Source organism: Candidatus Limousia pullorum (genome assembly GCF_057405065.1).
Map to the genome: position 1 here is coordinate 1,115,338 of NZ_CM171614.1, position 18,378 is coordinate 1,133,715.

General features: G+C 40.6%; 16 protein-coding genes and 1 tRNA gene. 8 read left to right on the forward strand and 9 right to left on the reverse strand.

Annotation, left to right across the window (positions count from 1 at the left end; all coding sequences use genetic code 11):
* Positions 1-195: 195 nt before the first annotated feature.
* Positions 196-2,148 carry a beta-galactosidase gene (locus CGICJO_RS04810; RefSeq protein WP_486499832.1) on the forward strand — a complete coding sequence of 651 codons (1,953 nt, stop codon included), beginning with the start codon at positions 196-198 and terminating at the stop codon, positions 2,146-2,148.
* Between the two features lie 87 nt (positions 2,149-2,235).
* Here the strand turns inward: CGICJO_RS04810 and CGICJO_RS04815 are convergent, their stop codons facing one another.
* From CGICJO_RS04815 to CGICJO_RS04825, 3 genes are read right to left on the reverse strand one after another with little or no spacing between them, the layout of a single operon-like run.
* Positions 2,236-2,517: a DUF6506 family protein gene (locus CGICJO_RS04815; protein ID WP_486499833.1), complete on the reverse strand. Its 282-nt coding sequence runs from the start codon at positions 2,515-2,517 to the stop codon at positions 2,236-2,238.
* A 27-nt stretch (positions 2,518-2,544) separates the two neighbouring features.
* Positions 2,545-4,641, reverse strand: a complete 2,097-nt coding sequence (locus CGICJO_RS04820) for a sensor histidine kinase (protein WP_486499834.1) — start codon at positions 4,639-4,641, stop codon at positions 2,545-2,547.
* Positions 4,638-5,345, reverse strand: coding sequence for a response regulator transcription factor (locus tag CGICJO_RS04825; protein ID WP_486499835.1), 708 nt, complete (start codon positions 5,343-5,345; stop codon positions 4,638-4,640). The genes CGICJO_RS04820 and CGICJO_RS04825 overlap by 4 nt, the downstream gene beginning before the upstream one ends.
* 215 nt (positions 5,346-5,560) lie before the next feature.
* Between CGICJO_RS04825 and CGICJO_RS04830 the strand changes: the two genes are divergently transcribed.
* Both CGICJO_RS04830 and CGICJO_RS04835 read left to right on the forward strand, forming a co-directional pair.
* Positions 5,561-6,871 carry a glycosyltransferase family 2 protein gene (locus tag CGICJO_RS04830; RefSeq protein ID WP_087377963.1) on the forward strand — a complete coding sequence of 437 codons (1,311 nt, stop codon included), beginning with the start codon at positions 5,561-5,563 and terminating at the stop codon, positions 6,869-6,871.
* 120 nt (positions 6,872-6,991) lie between these two features.
* The gene (locus CGICJO_RS04835) at positions 6,992-7,303 is read left to right on the forward strand and encodes a rhodanese-like domain-containing protein (protein WP_486499836.1); all 312 of its coding nucleotides are present in this window, start codon (positions 6,992-6,994) and stop codon (positions 7,301-7,303) included.
* A 43-nt stretch (positions 7,304-7,346) separates the two neighbouring features.
* Here the strand turns inward: CGICJO_RS04835 and CGICJO_RS04840 are convergent, their stop codons facing one another.
* Positions 7,347-8,279: a magnesium transporter CorA family protein gene (locus CGICJO_RS04840; RefSeq protein WP_486499837.1), complete on the reverse strand. Its 933-nt coding sequence runs from the start codon at positions 8,277-8,279 to the stop codon at positions 7,347-7,349.
* A gap of 158 nt (positions 8,280-8,437) precedes the next feature.
* On the opposite strand from CGICJO_RS04840, the gene CGICJO_RS04845 reads away from it, so the two are divergent.
* Positions 8,438-8,527, forward strand: a tRNA-Ser gene (locus tag CGICJO_RS04845).
* 50 nt (positions 8,528-8,577) lie between these two features.
* On the opposite strand, the gene CGICJO_RS04850 is transcribed toward CGICJO_RS04845, so the two are convergent.
* The 5 genes from CGICJO_RS04850 to CGICJO_RS04870 form a co-directional block, all read right to left on the reverse strand.
* On the reverse strand, positions 8,578-9,414 hold the full coding sequence (locus CGICJO_RS04850) for an HAD family hydrolase (RefSeq protein ID WP_486499838.1): 837 nt from the start codon (positions 9,412-9,414) through the stop codon (positions 8,578-8,580).
* Positions 9,415-9,612: 198 nt separating this feature from the next.
* A complete protein-coding gene (locus tag CGICJO_RS04855) occupies positions 9,613-11,049 on the reverse strand; it encodes a 4Fe-4S dicluster domain-containing protein (RefSeq protein ID WP_486499839.1) in 1,437 nt (478 codons plus the stop codon).
* Positions 11,050-11,339: 290 nt separating this feature from the next.
* Entirely contained in the window at positions 11,340-12,512 is a 1,173-nt protein-coding gene (locus tag CGICJO_RS04860; protein ID WP_087377972.1) for a SpoIIE family protein phosphatase, read from the reverse strand.
* Positions 12,505-14,178, reverse strand: coding sequence for a [Fe-Fe] hydrogenase large subunit C-terminal domain-containing protein (locus CGICJO_RS04865; RefSeq protein ID WP_486499840.1), 1,674 nt, complete (start codon positions 14,176-14,178; stop codon positions 12,505-12,507). Before CGICJO_RS04865 ends, CGICJO_RS04860 begins: the two co-directional genes overlap by 8 nt.
* A gap of 63 nt (positions 14,179-14,241) precedes the next feature.
* Positions 14,242-14,490, reverse strand: a complete 249-nt coding sequence (locus CGICJO_RS04870) for a (2Fe-2S) ferredoxin domain-containing protein (protein ID WP_087377976.1) — start codon at positions 14,488-14,490, stop codon at positions 14,242-14,244.
* Positions 14,491-14,734: 244 nt separating this feature from the next.
* Here CGICJO_RS04870 and CGICJO_RS04875 point away from each other — a divergent pair, with 244 nt between their 5' ends.
* The 4 genes from CGICJO_RS04875 to CGICJO_RS04890 are packed head-to-tail and all read left to right on the forward strand — an operon-like array spanning position 14,735 to position 18,366.
* Positions 14,735-15,847: an endonuclease/exonuclease/phosphatase family protein gene (locus tag CGICJO_RS04875; RefSeq protein WP_486499841.1), complete on the forward strand. Its 1,113-nt coding sequence runs from the start codon at positions 14,735-14,737 to the stop codon at positions 15,845-15,847.
* Between the two features lie 3 nt (positions 15,848-15,850).
* A complete protein-coding gene (sfsA, locus tag CGICJO_RS04880; RefSeq protein WP_486499842.1) occupies positions 15,851-16,531 on the forward strand; it encodes a DNA/RNA nuclease SfsA in 681 nt (226 codons plus the stop codon).
* A 44-nt stretch (positions 16,532-16,575) separates the two neighbouring features.
* Positions 16,576-17,508 (forward strand): cysteine synthase A, encoded by a 933-nt coding sequence (gene cysK / locus CGICJO_RS04885; RefSeq protein ID WP_087377982.1) that lies wholly within the window; start codon positions 16,576-16,578, stop codon positions 17,506-17,508.
* A 24-nt stretch (positions 17,509-17,532) separates the two neighbouring features.
* Positions 17,533-18,366 (forward strand): deoxyribonuclease IV, encoded by an 834-nt coding sequence (locus CGICJO_RS04890; protein WP_486499843.1) that lies wholly within the window; start codon positions 17,533-17,535, stop codon positions 18,364-18,366.
* The last annotated feature ends 12 nt before the right edge of the window (positions 18,367-18,378 follow it).

Consider the following 18,378-nt stretch of genomic DNA (forward strand, 5'->3'; position numbering starts at 1 on the left):
AAAACAAAGGATATATACTGATTTCAACCTGTAAATAGGCGGTTGAATATGGTAAAATATTTACTAAACAAAGCGATGAAAAATTATTTTTGTAATTATAATGATTTACGTTTTACTTTACTTTCAGTGATTTGTTTTGTAATATATAGGTGATAAACTATGACAGCTCTAAAAGCAGAAAAGGAGGACTTTATTATGTGGTTAGGTGTTGATTATTATCCTGAGCAGTGGGATAAATCTATGATTGACAGCGATTTGGACAATATCGTGGAAATGGGCGGAAACGTCATAAGAATTGCCGAATTTGCTTGGCATCTTATGGAGAAAACAGAGGGACAATACGACTTTTCTTTCTTCGATATGGTTATTGAAAAGGCGAAAGCCAGGGGCATAAAGGTGATTATGGGAACACCTACCGCTACAATCCCCGCATGGCTTGCAAAGAAACACCCTGATATTCTTTCCGAGTTTGAAAACGGTCAGAAGAGAGTTTTCGGCGGAAGACACGTTTACTGCTTTAACAGTCCGATTCTTTATGAATATTCAGAAAAAATTATCCGTGAAATGGCTAATCATTACAAGAACGAGGAAGCCATAATTGCATGGCAGATAGATAACGAGCTTGGCCATGAGGGCAGCGACGTGTGCTACTGCAAAAACTGTCAGGAAGCTTTCAGAAAGTTTCTTTCCGATAAGTTTGGCGGTGATATAGACAAGCTCAACGAAACCTACGGAACAGCTTTTTGGTCACAGGAATACAACGATTTTTCAGAAATTCCAACACCTATGGCAACAATCACTACACACAACCCATCTTTGAGAATGGATTGGGAGAGATTCAGAAACAAAAGCATAGTAAATTATGCTGAATTTCAGGTTAAGCTCCTTAAAGAAATCTGCGGCGATGTAACTGTTATTCACGATTTCCCCGGCGGCGGTCTTGAAAAGCATATGGATTATTCAGAGGTTGCTAAAAATCTTGATGTTGTCGCCTACAATAATTATCCGGTGTGGGGCGGACAGAAAGAACCTCTTGCTCCTTTCGAGATAGCTTTTGCGCTGGACTATATAAGAGGTTTAAAAAGACAGAATTTCTGGATTACAGAAGCGATTATGGGCGCACAGGGTCACGACATAACAGGATTTTTGCCAAGACCTAACCAGGCTAAAATGTGGTCATATCAGGGATTGGCAAGAGGCTGTGAGTCATTACTCTATTTCAGATACAGAGGCGCTACAAAGGGCGCAGAGCAGTTCTGCTACGGAATAATAGACGCAGACAATTTAAAGAAAAGAAAGTTCTATGAAGTTCAGAGTCTTTTTAAGGATGTAAAGAATTACGAAAAAGAACTTACTACACCTATAAAAAGCGATGTGGCAATTCTTTACGATTACGATTCCTTGGCAGCCTTTAGAATACAGCGTCAAAGCCAGACACTGAACAATATGGAGGAGATGAAAAAGCTTTTCAGACCTTTCTATGAGCTTAATATAAATGTTGATGTTATAAATGCACGAGAGGATATAAGCGATTACAAGGTGGTTATAGTTCCTCAGATGATAGTGTATAAGGAAGAGTTTGAAAAGAAGCTGAGAGAGTTTGCCCAAAACGGCGGTACAGTGGTTATGACATACAGAACCGCTGTAAAGGATAAGGACAACAACCTTGTGCTTAACAAAATTTTACCGGTGAACTTTGATGACTTTGCAGGCGTGTATGTAGAGGAAACAGAGAGTTTGCAAAGCTATGACGCTTTCCAAATCTGCGGAAATGGTGAATACCTTGGCGAAAAGGGAACAGGCGGAGTTTTCAGAGATATGCTTGTCTGCAAAGGCGCAGAATCCCTTTATAATTACGGCGATAAATTCTACAGCGAATATTCCGCAGTGACAAAAAACAGCTACGGCAAGGGAACCGTATACTATTTCGGATGCACTCCTGACAGAGAAACAATTAAAAAAATCATGGAAAACATTATCCGTGATGAAAATATAGAATACATTGTATCACCTGAAAATATAGAAATAGCTGTAAGAGGCGACGAAAACGGAAAGATTAAAATGATAATCAACCACAACGATTTTGAAGTTGATGTGGATGGAATGAAGCTTGAAGCCTTTGAAACAAAGATTATACCTATTAAGTAATTTATAAAATATATTTGAATAACCTCATAAAAATCAAAGCGCCGCAGATCAGTGACCTGCGGCGCTTTGATTTCATGTATGTTTGGTTTAGGAAAAAGTCTTTTTGTAAAGATCGTCCTGCATGGGCAGGTGGGTTACATATCCAACGGGAATAAGGTTTTCGGTGGCTTTTATCACCGCTTTTGCGCCATCTTCTCCAAAAGCTCCGCAGAGCTCTATGCAGTCTATGCCATTTTGTAAAAGCTTTTTGCTTTCCTCACAGGCTTCCTGAAGATTTTTAACGCCGATTATCCGGGCGGTTCCCTGATGAATTGACTGCTTATCCTTTGGATATTCGAAATCTCCCATTATTATAAAAGCAAATTTCATTTTTTATCATCCTTTCAGAACATCGGCTTAAAAGCCGTCTTTAGTCCATATATCATCGTTGTTTATTTCTATGAAATCCATATTCTTTTCATGGGATTTGGAGTTTGATATTTTGATTTCTTCTCCCAACAGCTCGTAATCCTCTGTAAGTGCCGGCTCGTTTTTTACGGCAAAGACAGGGAAGTTAAGTACAACCTTGAAAAGGTCGCCGTCGATTTTTATTTCAAAGGTTCCGTTTTGGGTTTCCGTAAGGCTTTTGGCTATTGAAAGTCCCAAGCCGCTTCCCTCGGTATTTCTTGAGCTGTCACCTCGCACAAATCTTTCCGTAAGCTCTTCGGCGGTTATGTTTAGAGGCTGTGCGGAGATATTTTTTACTGTTATTTCCGCATTTGTTCCGTTCAGTCTTGTGGATATATAAACCCTTGTTCCCGGCAAAGAGTATTTGCAGATGTTTGAATAAAGGTTGTTGAAAACTCTCCAAAGCAGGGTTCCGTCTGCGGTTATTTTGAGATTTCTAACGTTGTGTTCTGTAACTGCGGTTAGCTGGGAATTTTCAAATCTGTCGAAAAATTCTCCGTTTACCTGAGATAAAAATTCCTCTATGTCGATTTCTGAAAGCTCTGCCTTTACGTTGCCTGTAGAAGCTTTTGAAACCTCTATAAGGTCTTCAATAAGATGCTTGAGCCTTTTTGATTGTTTGTCCAGAATGTCAAGGTATTCCTTTGACTTGGGACTGTTTGGGTCTTCATTTTTCATAAGGTCAACATAATTTATTATAGAGGTCAGCGGGGTTTTCAGGTCGTGGGAAACATTGGTTATAAGCTCAGTTTTAAAACGCTCGCTTTTTATGCTTTTCTCAAGAGCGACGGACATTCCCTCCTTTGTGTGGTTAAGGGATTCGGCAAATTTTCTGAAAAACAGCATATAGGAATTGCTGTCTGTAAGTGCGTATTCTCCTTTTTCCAGGGCTTGGGTTTCCTTTCTCAGTCTGTCCAGGTTTGAAAGGAAAAGACAGATAAATATCAAAACGCCTATATTAAAGGCAATGGTGAGAAATACGGAAACTCCTTTTAGGCTTGCCAACGAAAATATTAAAAACATATTTACAATTATGTAGATAAGAAAACCGAGTATTCCCACAAACACGGCGGAAGAATTTTTTACAATAAAAATAGCCGCTTTCTTTGCCTGTACACATATAAAATGAATAAGTCTGGGAATAAGGAAATTTTTCCAGAATGGCAGAACCTTGTTTGTGGACGCCTTTATTCTTGCCGCCATGGACACTATAAATGGCACAAGTATAATATTTACAATAAGAAAAGGCGGAACCGATAGCAGCGCAGTCTGGGGAAGCAGTGGTTTTAATCCGTCGTAACGGTATGGCATCATGTAAATTTCGGCGATTCCCCTTGCTGTGAAAAACAGCGCAGCTATGTATACTGCTAAAATTATTTCGATTGGTATTCTGTTGTAAAAATTGAGAAATATGGTATCGCTGTTCTTTTTGTGGCCTACTCCTGCACACAGGAAAATCAAAAGAACAATAAACAAAAGTGAAAAGATAATAGAAGCAGCAACAAAAACATTGTGGTAATCCTTCATATAGGCATAGGACTCAAACGCCGCTTTGTATTTGTCGTCATTTTTAAGCTCTCTGTCAAGAACAAGCTTTGTGATAATGGTTGTTTCCGGGTCGTAGGAAGCTGTCATTTCAACCACGGTGGACAGACCTTCTGAAATTTGAAGACGATTGTTAAAATAAAGGGATGTGTTGGTATTATCCTTAGCTGAATATACAAGTACCTGCAAATTGGATCTATCCGCTGAATAGCTTGCAAGATAAGAGGAATCCACCATTTGATATGCTGAAAACAAAGAGCATATGTTGTAAGCATCGTCTGTTAAAAGCTCCATGCACTGGTCGCTTTCCAAAAAAGAATGCATTTGGTAATCCTCTTTTGTAATGTAATTTGATTGTTCGGAGGTTGCATCATCATTGTAAAAATCCTGATTTATGTTTGTCATTGTGGCGATTATGGAGAATATAGCCATATAGGAGATAACAGGAGTGAGAATTACGCATATTATTTTTACAGCGGAGTTGGAAACAAAGTTCTTCATATTTTATTTCCCCTTTCGTCAAATCCGAATACATACCCATGTCCCCATAAAACCTTTATGTACATGGGCTCTTCCGGATTTATTTCTATCTTTTTTCTCAAATGTCTTATGTGAACTGCTATTGTCTGACCGGGAGAGGATGTGTCCTCGTTCCAGATATGATGATAAATTTCTTTTGAGGAAAATGTTTTTCCGGGATTTTCCATAAAGAGTTTTAATATAGTATATTGTGTGGAGGTTAGCTGTACCGGTTCTCCGTCAACTGTCACTTTCTTTGAATCCGGGTCAAGGGTAATTCCTCCTATTGTTATGGTGTGTGGCTTTTTCTCAATTCCGCCCAGCCGCAGATATCTTCTAAGCTGGGAACGAACTCTTGCGCAGACCTCCGCAGGCTGAAAAGGCTTTGTTATGTAATCGTCTCCGCCGGCTTCAAGGCCTGTTATCTTGTCGTTGTCCTCGCTTTTGGCAGTTAAGAAAATAATTGGCATGTTGTACTTTTTTCTTATTTTTTCGGCGGTTTGAAGTCCGTCTGCAACCGGCATCATTATGTCCATAAGCACAAGATGGATTTCATTTCTGCCTATAATTTCAAGAGCTTCTTTTCCATTAAAAGCCTCAAAAATGTTATATTCTGGATTGTCAAGGTATATTTTTAACGCCTTTACAATATATTTATCGTCGTCACAAATCAAAATATTGTACATAAAAGAATGCTCCTTTGCTTTGTTTGATTATATTATACCACTTAACAGGTGTATGTTTAAAGGTTGCAATTATTAAGAATTTATTAAATTTTTGAAAAACAGATGACTTTTTTTAGATATTTGATAAATTAAGTACATTAAGGTTGATTTCTTATGAAATTATTATTATAATGGTGGTTATGGAATAATATACTGTAGAAAAGGAGGACAAGGTGATGAATTGGGTCGATTTTTTTGTGGACGCTGCAATGGTTATAGGGATACCTCTTACTGTTATGGGCTTTTACTTTTTAATCGTAGCTCTATTTTCCTTGAAAAAAGAAGTAAGGTATAAAGCTTCAGCGCCTGAAAAGAAATTTGCCGTTGTTATTGCAGCCAGAAATGAGGCCGCTGTAATCGGCAAGTTGGTTGACAGTTTGTGTTCGCAAAAATATCCCAAAGAACTTTACAAAATTTTTGTAGTTCCTAATAATTGTACTGATAATACGGAAGAGGTGGCAAGAAGACATGGTGCCGAGATTGTTCACTGCACTGTTCCCGTAAAGACAAAGGGAGAGGTGCTTCACCATGCGCTGCCAAAGATAATGAACGGTTTTGACGCAATTTGTGTTTTTGACGCCGACAATATTGTTGACGAAAACTTTCTTGCGGAGATGAACAACGCTTTTTGTGCAGGCGCAAAATGCGCACAGGGTTACAGAGACAGTAAAAACCCATACACAAACTGGTTGTCCGGTTCTTACACGTTATATTATAAAATGATAAACTTTATTCAAAACAGAGCAAGGTCAAATGCTAAGCTTTCAGCACTTATAAACGGTACAGGTTTTGCCGTAAGCTGTGACCTTATCAATCAAATCGGTGGATGGAATACAAAGACATTGGTAGAAGACCTTGAGTTTTCTGTTCATTGTATTCTTGCAGGGGAAAAGGTACACTGGGTTCCTGCCGCTTTAACTTATGATGAACATCCTGTTAAATTCGGCCAGTCAGTTACCCAGAGAAAACGCTGGACCAGCGGAACTTTACATGTATCTGCCCTCTACATACCGAAGTTTTTCAAGGCTTTTAGAAAACAAAAGAAGTTTGCTTTCTTGGACGCACTTTTGGTGCTTTGTCTGCCCTATGTGCAGCTGCTTTCAATGTTCCTTGCAGTGGTAACCGCATTGCCTGTTATTATAGATAGTTTTACAAAGCCCGACGGCTTCCAGAAAATTCTTGAGTTTGTAGGAATTCCTTTGGCGTTTTCCTATGCGGGACTTTCTTTTGGATGCGTAATTCTTTCCTTTATAAAACCGAGAATGGCTATAGGAATAACCAAAGGGGTATTGAGCTTCTGGATATTTATGGCTACATGGATTCCTATTCAGATTTTCTGTGCAATAAAGCGCACAACAACCTGGAAGCAGATAGACCATACCGGAAATGAAAACAGCAGATCTGTAAATAAAAAACAGTATAAAGCTGCAAAGCAAAGCCAGGAACAGAGAAGATCAAGAAAGATTGCTTCTGTAAGGGTAGATTAAAATTAAATAATAAAAAATTTGAGCTGCGCAAAAACGCAGCTCTTTTTTTGTAACCCGGTTACGGATAATCCGTCGGATTTTGTGTATAATTTACCCATAAAAGCAAAAGGAAGTGTAAATATGGGATTTTTTAATATATTCGGAGGAAACAATAATTTTGATTTGATTATAGACGAGGCAAGAAAAGACAGCAGAGGTGTTATTCTCGACGTGAGAACATCGGAGGAGTTTTTCGACGGCAGAGTTCCGGGAGCAGTAAATGTTCCGCTTGACAGCCTGGAAAATGCTTCACTTGATAAATCTAAAAAATATTATGTTTACTGCCACAGCGGCGCAAGAAGTACAGTTGCCTGCGGATATCTGAAAAAACATGGCTATGACTGTATCAATGCGGGCGGTATCATGAGCTACAGAGGAAATATAGAAAGATAATAACTAAAAGGGAAACAAGACGCAGAGCCTTGTTTCCCTTTTTTTAAAGCATTTTCTTTTTCTTAAAGTAGATTATCTCTGCCACAATTATAATGACGCTTAGAATAATCACTGCCAAATAGCCGTAATTCCATTTAAAGGCAAGCATGTTGGAAAAGTTCATACCGTACCATCCTGCAATAAGGGTGAGGGGGAGAAAGATGGTTGTGACAACGGTGAGAAAGGTTATAACCTTGTTTTGCTGTGCGGCAAGCTGGGACTGATAAAGCTCACGTATTTGCAAAAGGTATTCAATAAGTCTTTCCGTGTGATTATGAAGTCTTTCGGTTCTGTTTGTGTACACCTGCCACAAGGCACATTCCTCCGGTGAAAGTATGCCGGAGAAGTTTTCCTCCATGTCCTGTCCCAAGTCGGTGAGCTGGTCGTAATAGGCATGAAGTTTTGAAAGAATTTTTCTGTATCTGAGAATGTCCTCGTAAAAATTCTGGGGGATAGTGATTAAAAGACTTTCTTCAAGCTTTGAAAGCTCGTCCTCTATATTTTGAAGATAGATGGAATCGTTTCTTATCAGGTACTCCAAAACTCCCAAGAAAAATTTTACAAGTGAGCTTTTTCCAAAGGTGTGTTTTTCCAGTCGTAAAAATATGCTGTTTATTTCCTGATTGTCCGAGATGAAAATAATCTCATCCTTGCCCAAATAAAAGCCGAAGGTCTGCTGAGGGTTTTCATCATAGGGGAAAGTGGGAGTTTTGATTGTTCCCAAAATACAGTCGGAAAAGGCGTCCGACCTGCAATGCTTTATATTTTCCACGTCCGACAGCAGGTAATCACAGTGAGGGTAGTTTTCGCTTATAATTTTAAATTCCTTTGAGCTCATCACAGAAACTCTTTTGTTTGCTCTGTGAGCTGGAAAATCCTCTTCCTGAGGAAATCCGGAGAGTGTTCCCTCGTTTGTATTGAAAATATATTCGGTCATATTTATCACGCCCTTTTTTATAATTATAGCACAGCTTTTCCGATTGAGCTGTAAATATCCTGTAAAAAATTCGGATTATAAGATATTTAATAAAAAAATAAAAATACACTTGACATATAGTGGTTTATTAGTGTATAATAGGCGAGTAAGCCACTGATGGAGAGATGTCCGAGAGGCCGAAGGAGCATGATTGGAAATCATGTGTACGGGTTACCGTACCAGGGGTTCAAATCCCCTTCTCTCCGCCATAAAACCGCTGATTTTTCAGCGGTTTTTTTATTTTAAAAAACACACTTGTTTAAGCAAGTGTGTTTTCCTTTAATATTTTGTTTATAACCCAAGCAACGCCGCTTTCTGTATTTCTTGGCGCAGAAAATTTTGCCGCAAGCTTTGCTTTTTCCACGGCGTTTTCCACAGCATAGGAATTTTTTGTCAGTGAAAGCATCTCAATATCATTTCCGCTGTCGCCTATAACAGCTATTTCGTCCATTGAGTAACCTTTTATTTTGCAGAATTCCTTTATGCCGTTGGCTTTGTTTACGCCTTTGTTTGTTATCTCAAGGTTAAGCTCCAAGGTGTAGGAAAGCTCAAATTCCTCTAAAAGCAGTGTGTTGTTTATTACATCTATTCTGTTATCCAAATCGGTGAAGAAGAAGGTTATTTTCTCAACGCTTTTATTTCTGTTTTTTACGTACTCGTAAAGGTTTTCAACCTCTTTACAGCCGTACATTAAAAACTCTGCCACAACAGGGCAAACCGGAGAGCCTGCAAGACGTTTTTCCCAGTCCTTCTGATAATGTACCTGACCGTCAAGAAAAGCCATTACACAGCATTTAGAAGCCCCTTCGGAGGACATAAGCTCAAGGGCGTCTTTACAGGAAATATAATTCTTATAAAGAATATTGTTTTCCTGTCTGTCAAATACGGTGGCGCCGTTGGTGAGAATGAAATTTCTGATTTTTTCCACGGATTTTAACTGTTGGGGAACATCGGATATTGCACGGCCGGTTGTGGGTATAAAATCAATACCGCTGTTTAAAGCCGCAGTTATGGCGTCGATGTTTTCCTGTGAAGTTTTAAAATTGTCAATGAGCAGTGTTCCGTCAAGGTCTGAAAAAACAGCTTTAATTTTCATGGGACTCCCTCCGTTTTTTATCCGCAGAAATTTCGGACATAAATTTTAATATTTGCTGGTTTATGTGATGCTATAATATAATTTAAAACAAACTGTAAATACCCTTTGTAATATCACATAAAACAACAGAATTATAACAGCGGCAAAGCCTTAGACTGTGCCGCTGTTATTTTATTCAAGATTATAAATTCTGGTTAATTAGAACTTTGATCTGTCAAGCACGCTGATAGCGTCAGAAATGCTCTTCTCATAAGCCTCTCTGCCGTAATCGTCTGCAAGCTTCTTGTTCTTTTCACCGTGGGTGAGGCATCCTGCGCCGCCGATACAGCCGTTTACGCAAGCCATACCCTCGATAAAGTTGTAAGGTGAAACACCCTTGTTAGCTCTGAGAAGTGCAGTTTTGCACTCTTCGATACCGTCGCAGGAAACAGCCTTAAGCTGGAAGTTTTCGTCAAGACCCTGCTCCTTGAGGGACTGCTTAACTGCGTCTGCAAGACCGCCGCTTCTTGCAAAGATTCTTCCGAAGTAGGAAGCGTTGTCAAGCGGAGTTTCCTGAAGTGTTGTGATGTCGATATCTCTGCTGTCGAACAATGCCTGAAGCTCCTCGAAAGTGATAACGGAGTCTATGTATGGTCTTACATGCTCAAGCTGGAATTCCATTTTCTTTGCTGTGCACGGTCCGATAAATACAATCTTTGCGTTCTCATCAATGTTCTTGATGTACTTGGAGATTGTAGCAGCAGGTGAAAGGTTGTGTGAAATCTTATCGTTGAGGCCCGGGAAGCTCTTGTGGATGTAGTCAACAAAAGCAGGACAGCAGCTGCTGGTGAGGAAGCCCTTTTCTGCAAGCTCTGCGCCCTCTGCATATGCTACCATATCTGCGCCCAATGCAGCCTCGATTGTTGTATAGAAACCGAGTTCCTTAATACCTGTGATTACCTGGCCAAGCTTTGCATAGCTGAACTGGCTGGCGATTGAAGGAGCAACAACAGCGTAAACCTTTGTTTTGCCGTCTGCCTGGGACTCTTTTATCATCTTGATAACGTCAAGGATGAAGGACTTGTCCATAATAGCGCCGAATGGGCACTGATATACGCAGGCGCCGCAGGAAATACACTTTGAATTATCGATTGCTGCTGCCTTGTTCTCGTCCATTGAAATAGCCTTAACCTTACATGCTCTCTCGCATGGACGCTTAAAGTTGAGGATAGCGCCGTATGGGCAAACCTTAGCGCACTGTCCGCACTCTACGCACTTTGTTTTATCTATAATAGCTCTCTTCTGGTCGTCAAATGTGATAGCGCCTCTCTTACATACGTCTTCACATCTGTGGGCAAGACATCCACGGCAGGCGTTTGTAACCTCGTAACCGCCCATAGGACACTCGTCGCAGGCAATGGAGATAACCTCAATTACGTTAGGATTGCTCTTGTCGCCGCCTGTTGCAAGCTTAATTCTCTCTGCAACGATTGCTCTCTCTTTGTAGATACAGCAGCGCATTGTAGGCTTGTCCTTAACAATAACCTTTGCAATATCGTTAAAGCTCTCTACAAGGGTATCGTTGTAGGCGTGTCTTGCAACCTCTCTGAGTACCTTATACTTCAGATATTGAACCTTAGTATCAAATTTTCTCATTTAATAAACCGCCTTCCTTCTCAGTTGATTTTCGTTTCCTCACTTTTTGTTTTGGAAATTTCAAAAAGGGATTTTAATTATTCTACAAGTCATATACAATTTTACATGTATGACCGACGCACTATATTATACATTGACATTGCCGCTATTGCAAGCCGAATTTTTAATATTGTCGTATATTCATAGTATAACATATTTAAGCAAATATTGAAACAGAAAATTTAATGGATTTTTGTTAATATAAAGAAAATTTTGTGGAAAAAATCCGTTTTTTTCCGACTTTGAAAATATCAGAAATAACTTACCTTTATGCGCTTGCCCATCTTTTTAAGACATTCGGAAATCTCTTCCACAAGGCGCATTTTAATGTTGAAATTTATGGGAAGATTTGGGTTTTGGTGGGCAGGGTTTACCGCACGTCCAACAAAGAAATTTATGTCTGTGGCGTCCTCGAAAAGCATACGGGCAATCTGTGAAGCGCCGTCGCTTTTGTTGCTCCAGTCGTAATAAAGGGCATTGTCGCTTAAATAGTCGTTGGCGTATTCCAAAACCTTGCTCATGGTTATAACACCCTCTGTAACAAGGTCAACGCCCTCGATTTTAGCGATTGGCGGAACCTCAGGGTCAAGGTAATCAAGCACAGGAATAACCGGCTTTCCAAGATACTGGGCAGCAAGAGTGGAGGTGGTTCCTCCGCAGACAATGTGCTTTCCGGTTTTTGAGAAGAACAGAGCTTCCATTTTGTTTACGTCCGCCGGGTCTTTCGGAGGACCTATCATCAGATTAACCTGTTTTCTCGCACGGATTTTAATAGCTCCGATTGTTGTGTCGTCGCCCGGCTCAAAGCCGTAAAGACGCTCGCATTCGTCCAAAAGAATTGTGGCAAGAGTTTTTGCCGTGTATTCCTTTTCGTATATGCCCTCCATAAAGGTGATTATGTTGTCCCTCTGCCATCCGAAGTTCATGTACTTACCGACTCCGGCATAAATTGCGCCGTCGCTCATGGCAAGGAAAACATCGTCCTCATGAAGGTCGAGCTTTGATTTATATATTGTTTTACCGCCGATTTCCATGGTGGTGGTGGGGTAGTCGTAATTTTTTCCGTCACGGAGAAGTATAACCATAGGATTGTCATACTGGATAATCTCCGCATACTCGTTGTTTACAACACGTATAATGGTGAAGGTGGAGTAGGCAACCTTTCTTACCTCGCACACAGGAAGGGTGCTTGCTATTGTGGAAACGCAGTCCTCGATTGTAAGGTTGTTCGCCATCATAGTGGAGATGATTTTTGATGTGAGGGTGGAAAGAATACACGCCTTTACGCCGCTTCCAAGACCGTCAGCCAAAACCATAACAAAGGAGTTTTCTCCCTGTTCCACTATCTCCATGTGGTCGCCGCAAAGCTGCTCACCTTTTTTGTTGACGCTTTTAAAACCTATATCGGTACAAAGATTATTCATCGTTCAACGACTCCTTAAGTTTGGTAAGGGCAATTTTTGTTTCCGCAGTGGTTTCTCCCAGCAAGGAAGCTATCTCCTGAACTACTCTCATCTGCTTTTCAATAACCTTGTCGGCTATGTCAACAGTGTTTTTGCTCATGGTTTCCTTTTTGTTTTTCTGGAGTTCCTCTTCGGTAACATCTCTCATAAAGCAAATCATAATGTGGTAGCTTCTGTCAAGTATTATTGTCTGTTCTACGTACTTGTTGTACTCTGCAAGGTAAACCTTTTTGTCCCTTATGTTTACGCCGTCGTTTAATACGTTTACAAATGGGAGAGGGTCTAAAATTCTCACTACAGGCTCGTTGAGCACATCGTGAATATTTTTAATATTGAACATCTCTCTTGCTGTTTTGTTCATCTGCTGGATTTCCAAAGACTCGTTCAAAACAAAAATAGCGTTAGGAGTGTTTTTAATAATTGTGTCGGAGAAGGACTCCGCTTTTTCTATAAGATAAGGCATACACATGTTGATGTCGGATTTTCCGAAGTAAACAGCCATAGCCTTGTCACGGCAGGTTTCGTATCCGCAGCTTCCGCAGTTGAGCTCGTCGGCAGGACTGTTTTTGCCCATCTTCTTGAGGATTTCCTCAATAGCCTTGCTGCCCGGCTTCTGTCTGTTGATGCCTATGTACTTCATTTCCTTGGTAAGCTCTTCGGATGCAGGAATATCCATAACAAAATCGTCGTTGCCTGCGTATTCGTCAACACGCATAAAGTCGCCGATTGGGGATTTTCTCTTATCCATAGCTGGGCCGCCGATACAGCTTCCCACACAGGCTGACATCTCGATAAAGCATCTGTTTACCTTTCCGTCTATAATGTCCTGGATGGCGTTTTTGCAGTTTTCAACGCCGTCAACGGAGATATATGTGCAGATGTCGTGGTTTCTCTTCATAGAGCGGAGAATTCCTCCGGTGGTGGGGAAAAGTCTTGACCTGCCCTTAGGTGACTGGTCTTCGCAGTATTCTATTTTAACTTCTTTCTCGTTGAACCAGCCGGTAAGCTCTTCAAAGGTCAAAACTGCGTCTACAAATTCCGGATACTTGTCAGCCTCGTCCTTTTTGGAAATGCATGGGCCGATAAATACTGTAAATGCGTCCGGATGTGCCTTTTTAATCTCCTTGCAGTGTGCCTGCATAGGTGACATAACGTGGGCAAGGAAAGGCAGAGCCGCAGGATAGTATTTTTGAATAAGTGTATTTATGGAATGACAGCAGGAAGAGATAATAACGTTGCTGTCATTTCTTTCAATCATTCTTTCGTACTCGTTTTTAACGATATTAGCGCCGAGAGCAGTTTCCTCGGCATCTGTAAAGCCCAGCTTTTTCAAAGCGTTTGCAAACATGGTGATGTTTGCGCCGTCATAGTTTCCCACAAAGGAAGGAGCAACGCTGGCGTAAACTGGTCTGCCGGATTTGATAACTTCCTTTACCTTGTCAACATCGTTTCTGATTTCCTTTGCATTCTGGGGACAGACTACAAAACATTCACCGCAGAGGATACACTCGTCATGGACAATATGCGCCTGGTTGTTTTCAAAACGTATGGATTTTACAGGGCAATGTCTTATACATTTGTAACAGTTGCGGCAGTTAGAGGGTTTAAACTGAATACAAGAATTCATCGCTTTTTTCTCCTTTTATTTTTTAAGTTCCGTCGATATATTTAAAAATCACAGGTGGATTTTTTATTTGAATTTTCTAAGTACATAGCTGTTGAAAATCTCTTTGAAATTTTCTTTGTTTACGCCGCTTATTATTTCGTCGTCGATTTTAACTGTAACACCGTCGCCGGAGCATTTACCGAAGCAGAAAGCGCCGCTTAAATTTACCTTGTCGGTAAGACCGTTTTCCTCAAGGCTTTTTGTCATAAGGTTTACAATATCGTAAGAGCCTTTGAGATGGCAGGAACTGCCGATGCATACAAATATATCCATAAGTATCACCTATAATCAAAATTTATTGTTTTTATTAAATGTATACAGTAACTTTCTTAATTATATAATAAGTTTCTACGTTTTTCAACTATCAACAAGCGATAATTTAACTTTTTAACAGTGAAATTAGAAAATGCATGTCCATTTAAGGTTTGAATATTGCTAAATTTTAAAAATAATTGTATAATAAATTTTTAGATTAACGACTGTTAAAATGTATTGCTTTATGATATTGGAGGAAGTTATGGCGAAAAAGAAAAAAGATAAAAAGACCTCTTTGCCTGTAAAGATTCTTAAAGGTATTCTTGCCTTGGTTCTTGTGTTTGTAATAGGATTTTTTGCTTTGGCGGGATATCTCACAGCCACTGAGTTTAAGCCCTCAGAGTATGAAGGCGTAGCTGTGGAAAAAGCAGAAAACGCAGAAAAGACAGTTGCGGCAGGTGACACTCTCACCGTGCTGTCCTACAATATAGGCTACTGCGCCAACGATAAAGACCACGACTTCTTTATGGACGGGGGAAAAACCGTAAACACAGAAAGCCGTGAAAATATCGAGAAAAACCTTTCCGGCATTATCAACACCATAAAGGAAGCCGATGCGGACGTAAACTTTATTCAGGAGGTTGACAAGTCCTCAAAACGCTCTTACCATGTCAACGAGTATTCCTCAATATCGGAAAGCCTTGAAGATTACAGCGCCGCCTATGCCACAAATTACCGTGTAAAATATGTGCCCTATCCTCTGCCCACAATCGGCGAGGTTGAATCGGGCGTTGCTATATTCAATAAATTTACAGCAAACGAAAGCGCATTGAGAGTTGGTTTCCCAACAGCTTTTTCCTGGCCTGTAAGCCTTTGTCAGCTTAAAAGATGTCTGCTTGTTGAGTATGTGCCAATAGAAAACAGCGATAAAATGCTGGTGCTTGTAAATCTTCACCTTGACGCCTACGACGACGGAGAGGGCAAAAAGCTTCAAACCCAGATACTTTCAGATTTCTTGAAAAATGAATACGAAAGGGGCAACTATGTAATAGCCGGCGGAGATTTTAACCAGACCTTTCCGGGTGTTCAGGGTGAACAGTACGAAATTATAAACGACGAGTATTTTGTTCCCGGAGTTGTGGACACAAGCCTTTTCCCCGAGGGATGGCAGATAGTTTCCGACGACGATGTGCCAAGTTCAAGACTTTTAAACGAGCCTTACAATCCTGAAAGCGAAAACACCCAGTATTATGTGCTGGACGGATTTATACTTTCACCAAATGTAAAGTCCGTAAGTGTGGAAACCTTGGACTGCGGATTTGAAAATTCAGACCACAATCCGGTAGTTTTGACCGCACAGCTTGAGGAAGAGTGATTTATGTTTTACAAAAATATAGCCGCCGGAAAGTTTATAAGCCGTCCCAACAGGTTTATAGCCAATGTGGAAATAGACGGTGAAGTCCAGGTGGTTCATGTAAAAAATACAGGAAGATGCAGGGAACTGCTTCTGCCGGGTTCAACGGTTTACTGTGAAAAATCCGACAATCCCAAAAGAAAAACCGCCTATGACCTTGTGGCGGTGGAAAAGGGAAAGCTTCTCATAAATATGGACAGTCAGGCGCCTAACACAGCTTTTTCTGAATTTATCCATGACGGAAGCTTTAAAGACGGCATAGAATATATTGCAAGGGAAAGAAAGTATAAAAACAGCAGGTTTGATTTTTATTTTAAAAGAAAGGGAAAAGAATATTTTGCCGAAGTTAAGGGCGTTACCCTTGAGGATGAGGGAGTGGTGCTGTTTCCCGACGCACCAACGGAAAGAGGTGTAAAGCACCTTACAGAGCTTGAAGACGCAGTGAAAAACGGATACGGAGGCTGTGTAGTGTTTGTTGTGCAGTTAAAAGAGGCAAAGTATTTTACACCCAATAGAAAAACACATCCGGAATTTGCAGATAAGCTTAAAGAGGTGCAGAAAGCGGGAATTGAAATATTCGCCTACACCTGTAATGTTACGCCAAACAGCATTTCGCTCTTGTCACAAATTCCTGTTGTGATATAATAGATACAGTGCAAAATAAAAACAGAGAAAGAGGTAAATATAAAATGGTATATAATAATGTGCTGGAGGCTATGGGACAGACCCCGGTTATTCAGCTTAATAAAATGGTAGACGAGGACAGCGCAAGAGTGCTGGTTAAATACGAGGGCTTAAACGTAGGCGGTTCAATAAAGACAAGAACAGCCTACAACATGATAAGACAGGGCGAAAAGGACGGCATTATAAAGCCTGACACAATAATTGTTGAGCCAACCTCAGGCAACCAGGGAATAGGCCTTGCCCTTATCGGCGCTGTTAAAGGCTATAAGACAATTATAATTATGCCTGACTCCGTAAGTGTTGAGAGAAGAAAGCTTGTTCATCATTACGGAGCAGAGGTTATTTTAATACACGACGATGGAAATATCGGCGAGTGCATTGCAAAATGCGTTGAAACAGCAAAGAAAATGGCAGAGGAAAATCCAAAGGTTTACGTGCCTGAGCAGTTTTCAAACCCTGCAAACCCAATGGTTCACAGAAGAAGAACAGCCCTTGAGATTATGGAGCAGGTTGAAGACCCAATCGACGGTTTCTGTTCAGGAATAGGCACAGGCGGTACTATTACAGGTATCGGAGAGGTGCTGAAAGCTCAGTATCCGGACATTGAGATATGGGCAGTAGAGCCTGAAAATGCCGCAATCCTCGCAGGAGGAAATGTGGGAACACATCTCCAGATGGGTATAGGCGACGGACTTATCCCTGAAAATCTCAACAAGAGCATTTACGACCACATATATATCGTAAGCGACGAAGAGGCAATAAGAACAGCAAAAGAGCTTGCCTCAAAAGAGGGTATAATGTGCGGAATTTCCAGCGGTACAAATGTTGCCGCCGCATTGAAGCTTGCCAAAAAGCTGGGAAAGGGAAAGACAGTTATAACTGTTTTGCCTGATACAGCAGAGAGATATTTCTCAACACCGCTTTTTGACGGCGACTGATAAACTAAAATAAAGAGGTAATAAATGTTAAAAATAGGAAGTCATCTGTCTGTTGCCAAGGGCTTTACCGCCATGGGCAAGCAGGCTTTGAAAATGGACGCAAACACTTTCCAGTTCTTTACAAGAAATCCCAGAGGCGGAAAGGCTAAGGAAATAGACATAAAGGATATAGAGGGACTTATAAAAATAATGGAGGAAAACTCCTTTGCTCCCGTCCTTGCCCATGCGCCCTACACTTTAAATCCGGCGGCGGAAAAGGAGGAAACAAAGCGTTTCGCCTTTGAAACCATGAGCGACGATTTAAAGAGAATGGAACTGCTCCCTAACAACTACTACAACTTTCACCCGGGCAGCCATGTGGGACAGGGCGCAGAAAAGGGAATAGAGCTTATTTCAGAGCTTTTAAACAGAGTTCTTTTTGAGGGAATGAAAACCACCGTGCTTTTGGAAACAATGGCAGGCAAGGGAACAGAGGTTGGCAGAAGCTTTGAGGAAATCGCAGAGATAATTTCAAAAACTAATCTTGAGAAATATCTTGGCGTTACCCTGGACACCTGCCACGTGTTTGACGCAGGCTATGATATTGTAAATTCCCTAGATAAGGTTCTTGAGGAATTTGACAAAATTATAGGAATAAAAAGATTAAAGGCGATACACCTAAACGACAGCATGAATACTCTGGGCTGTCACAAGGACAGACACCAGTGTATAGGAAAGGGCGGAATAGGCATCGAGGCTATAACCGCAATAATAAATCATCCCCTTTTGAGAGATTTGCCTTTCTATCTGGAAACTCCCCTTGATGAAGCAGGTCATGCAGAGGAAATAAAGCTTTTAAGAAGCCTTTACAGAGATTAAAAATAAACACCG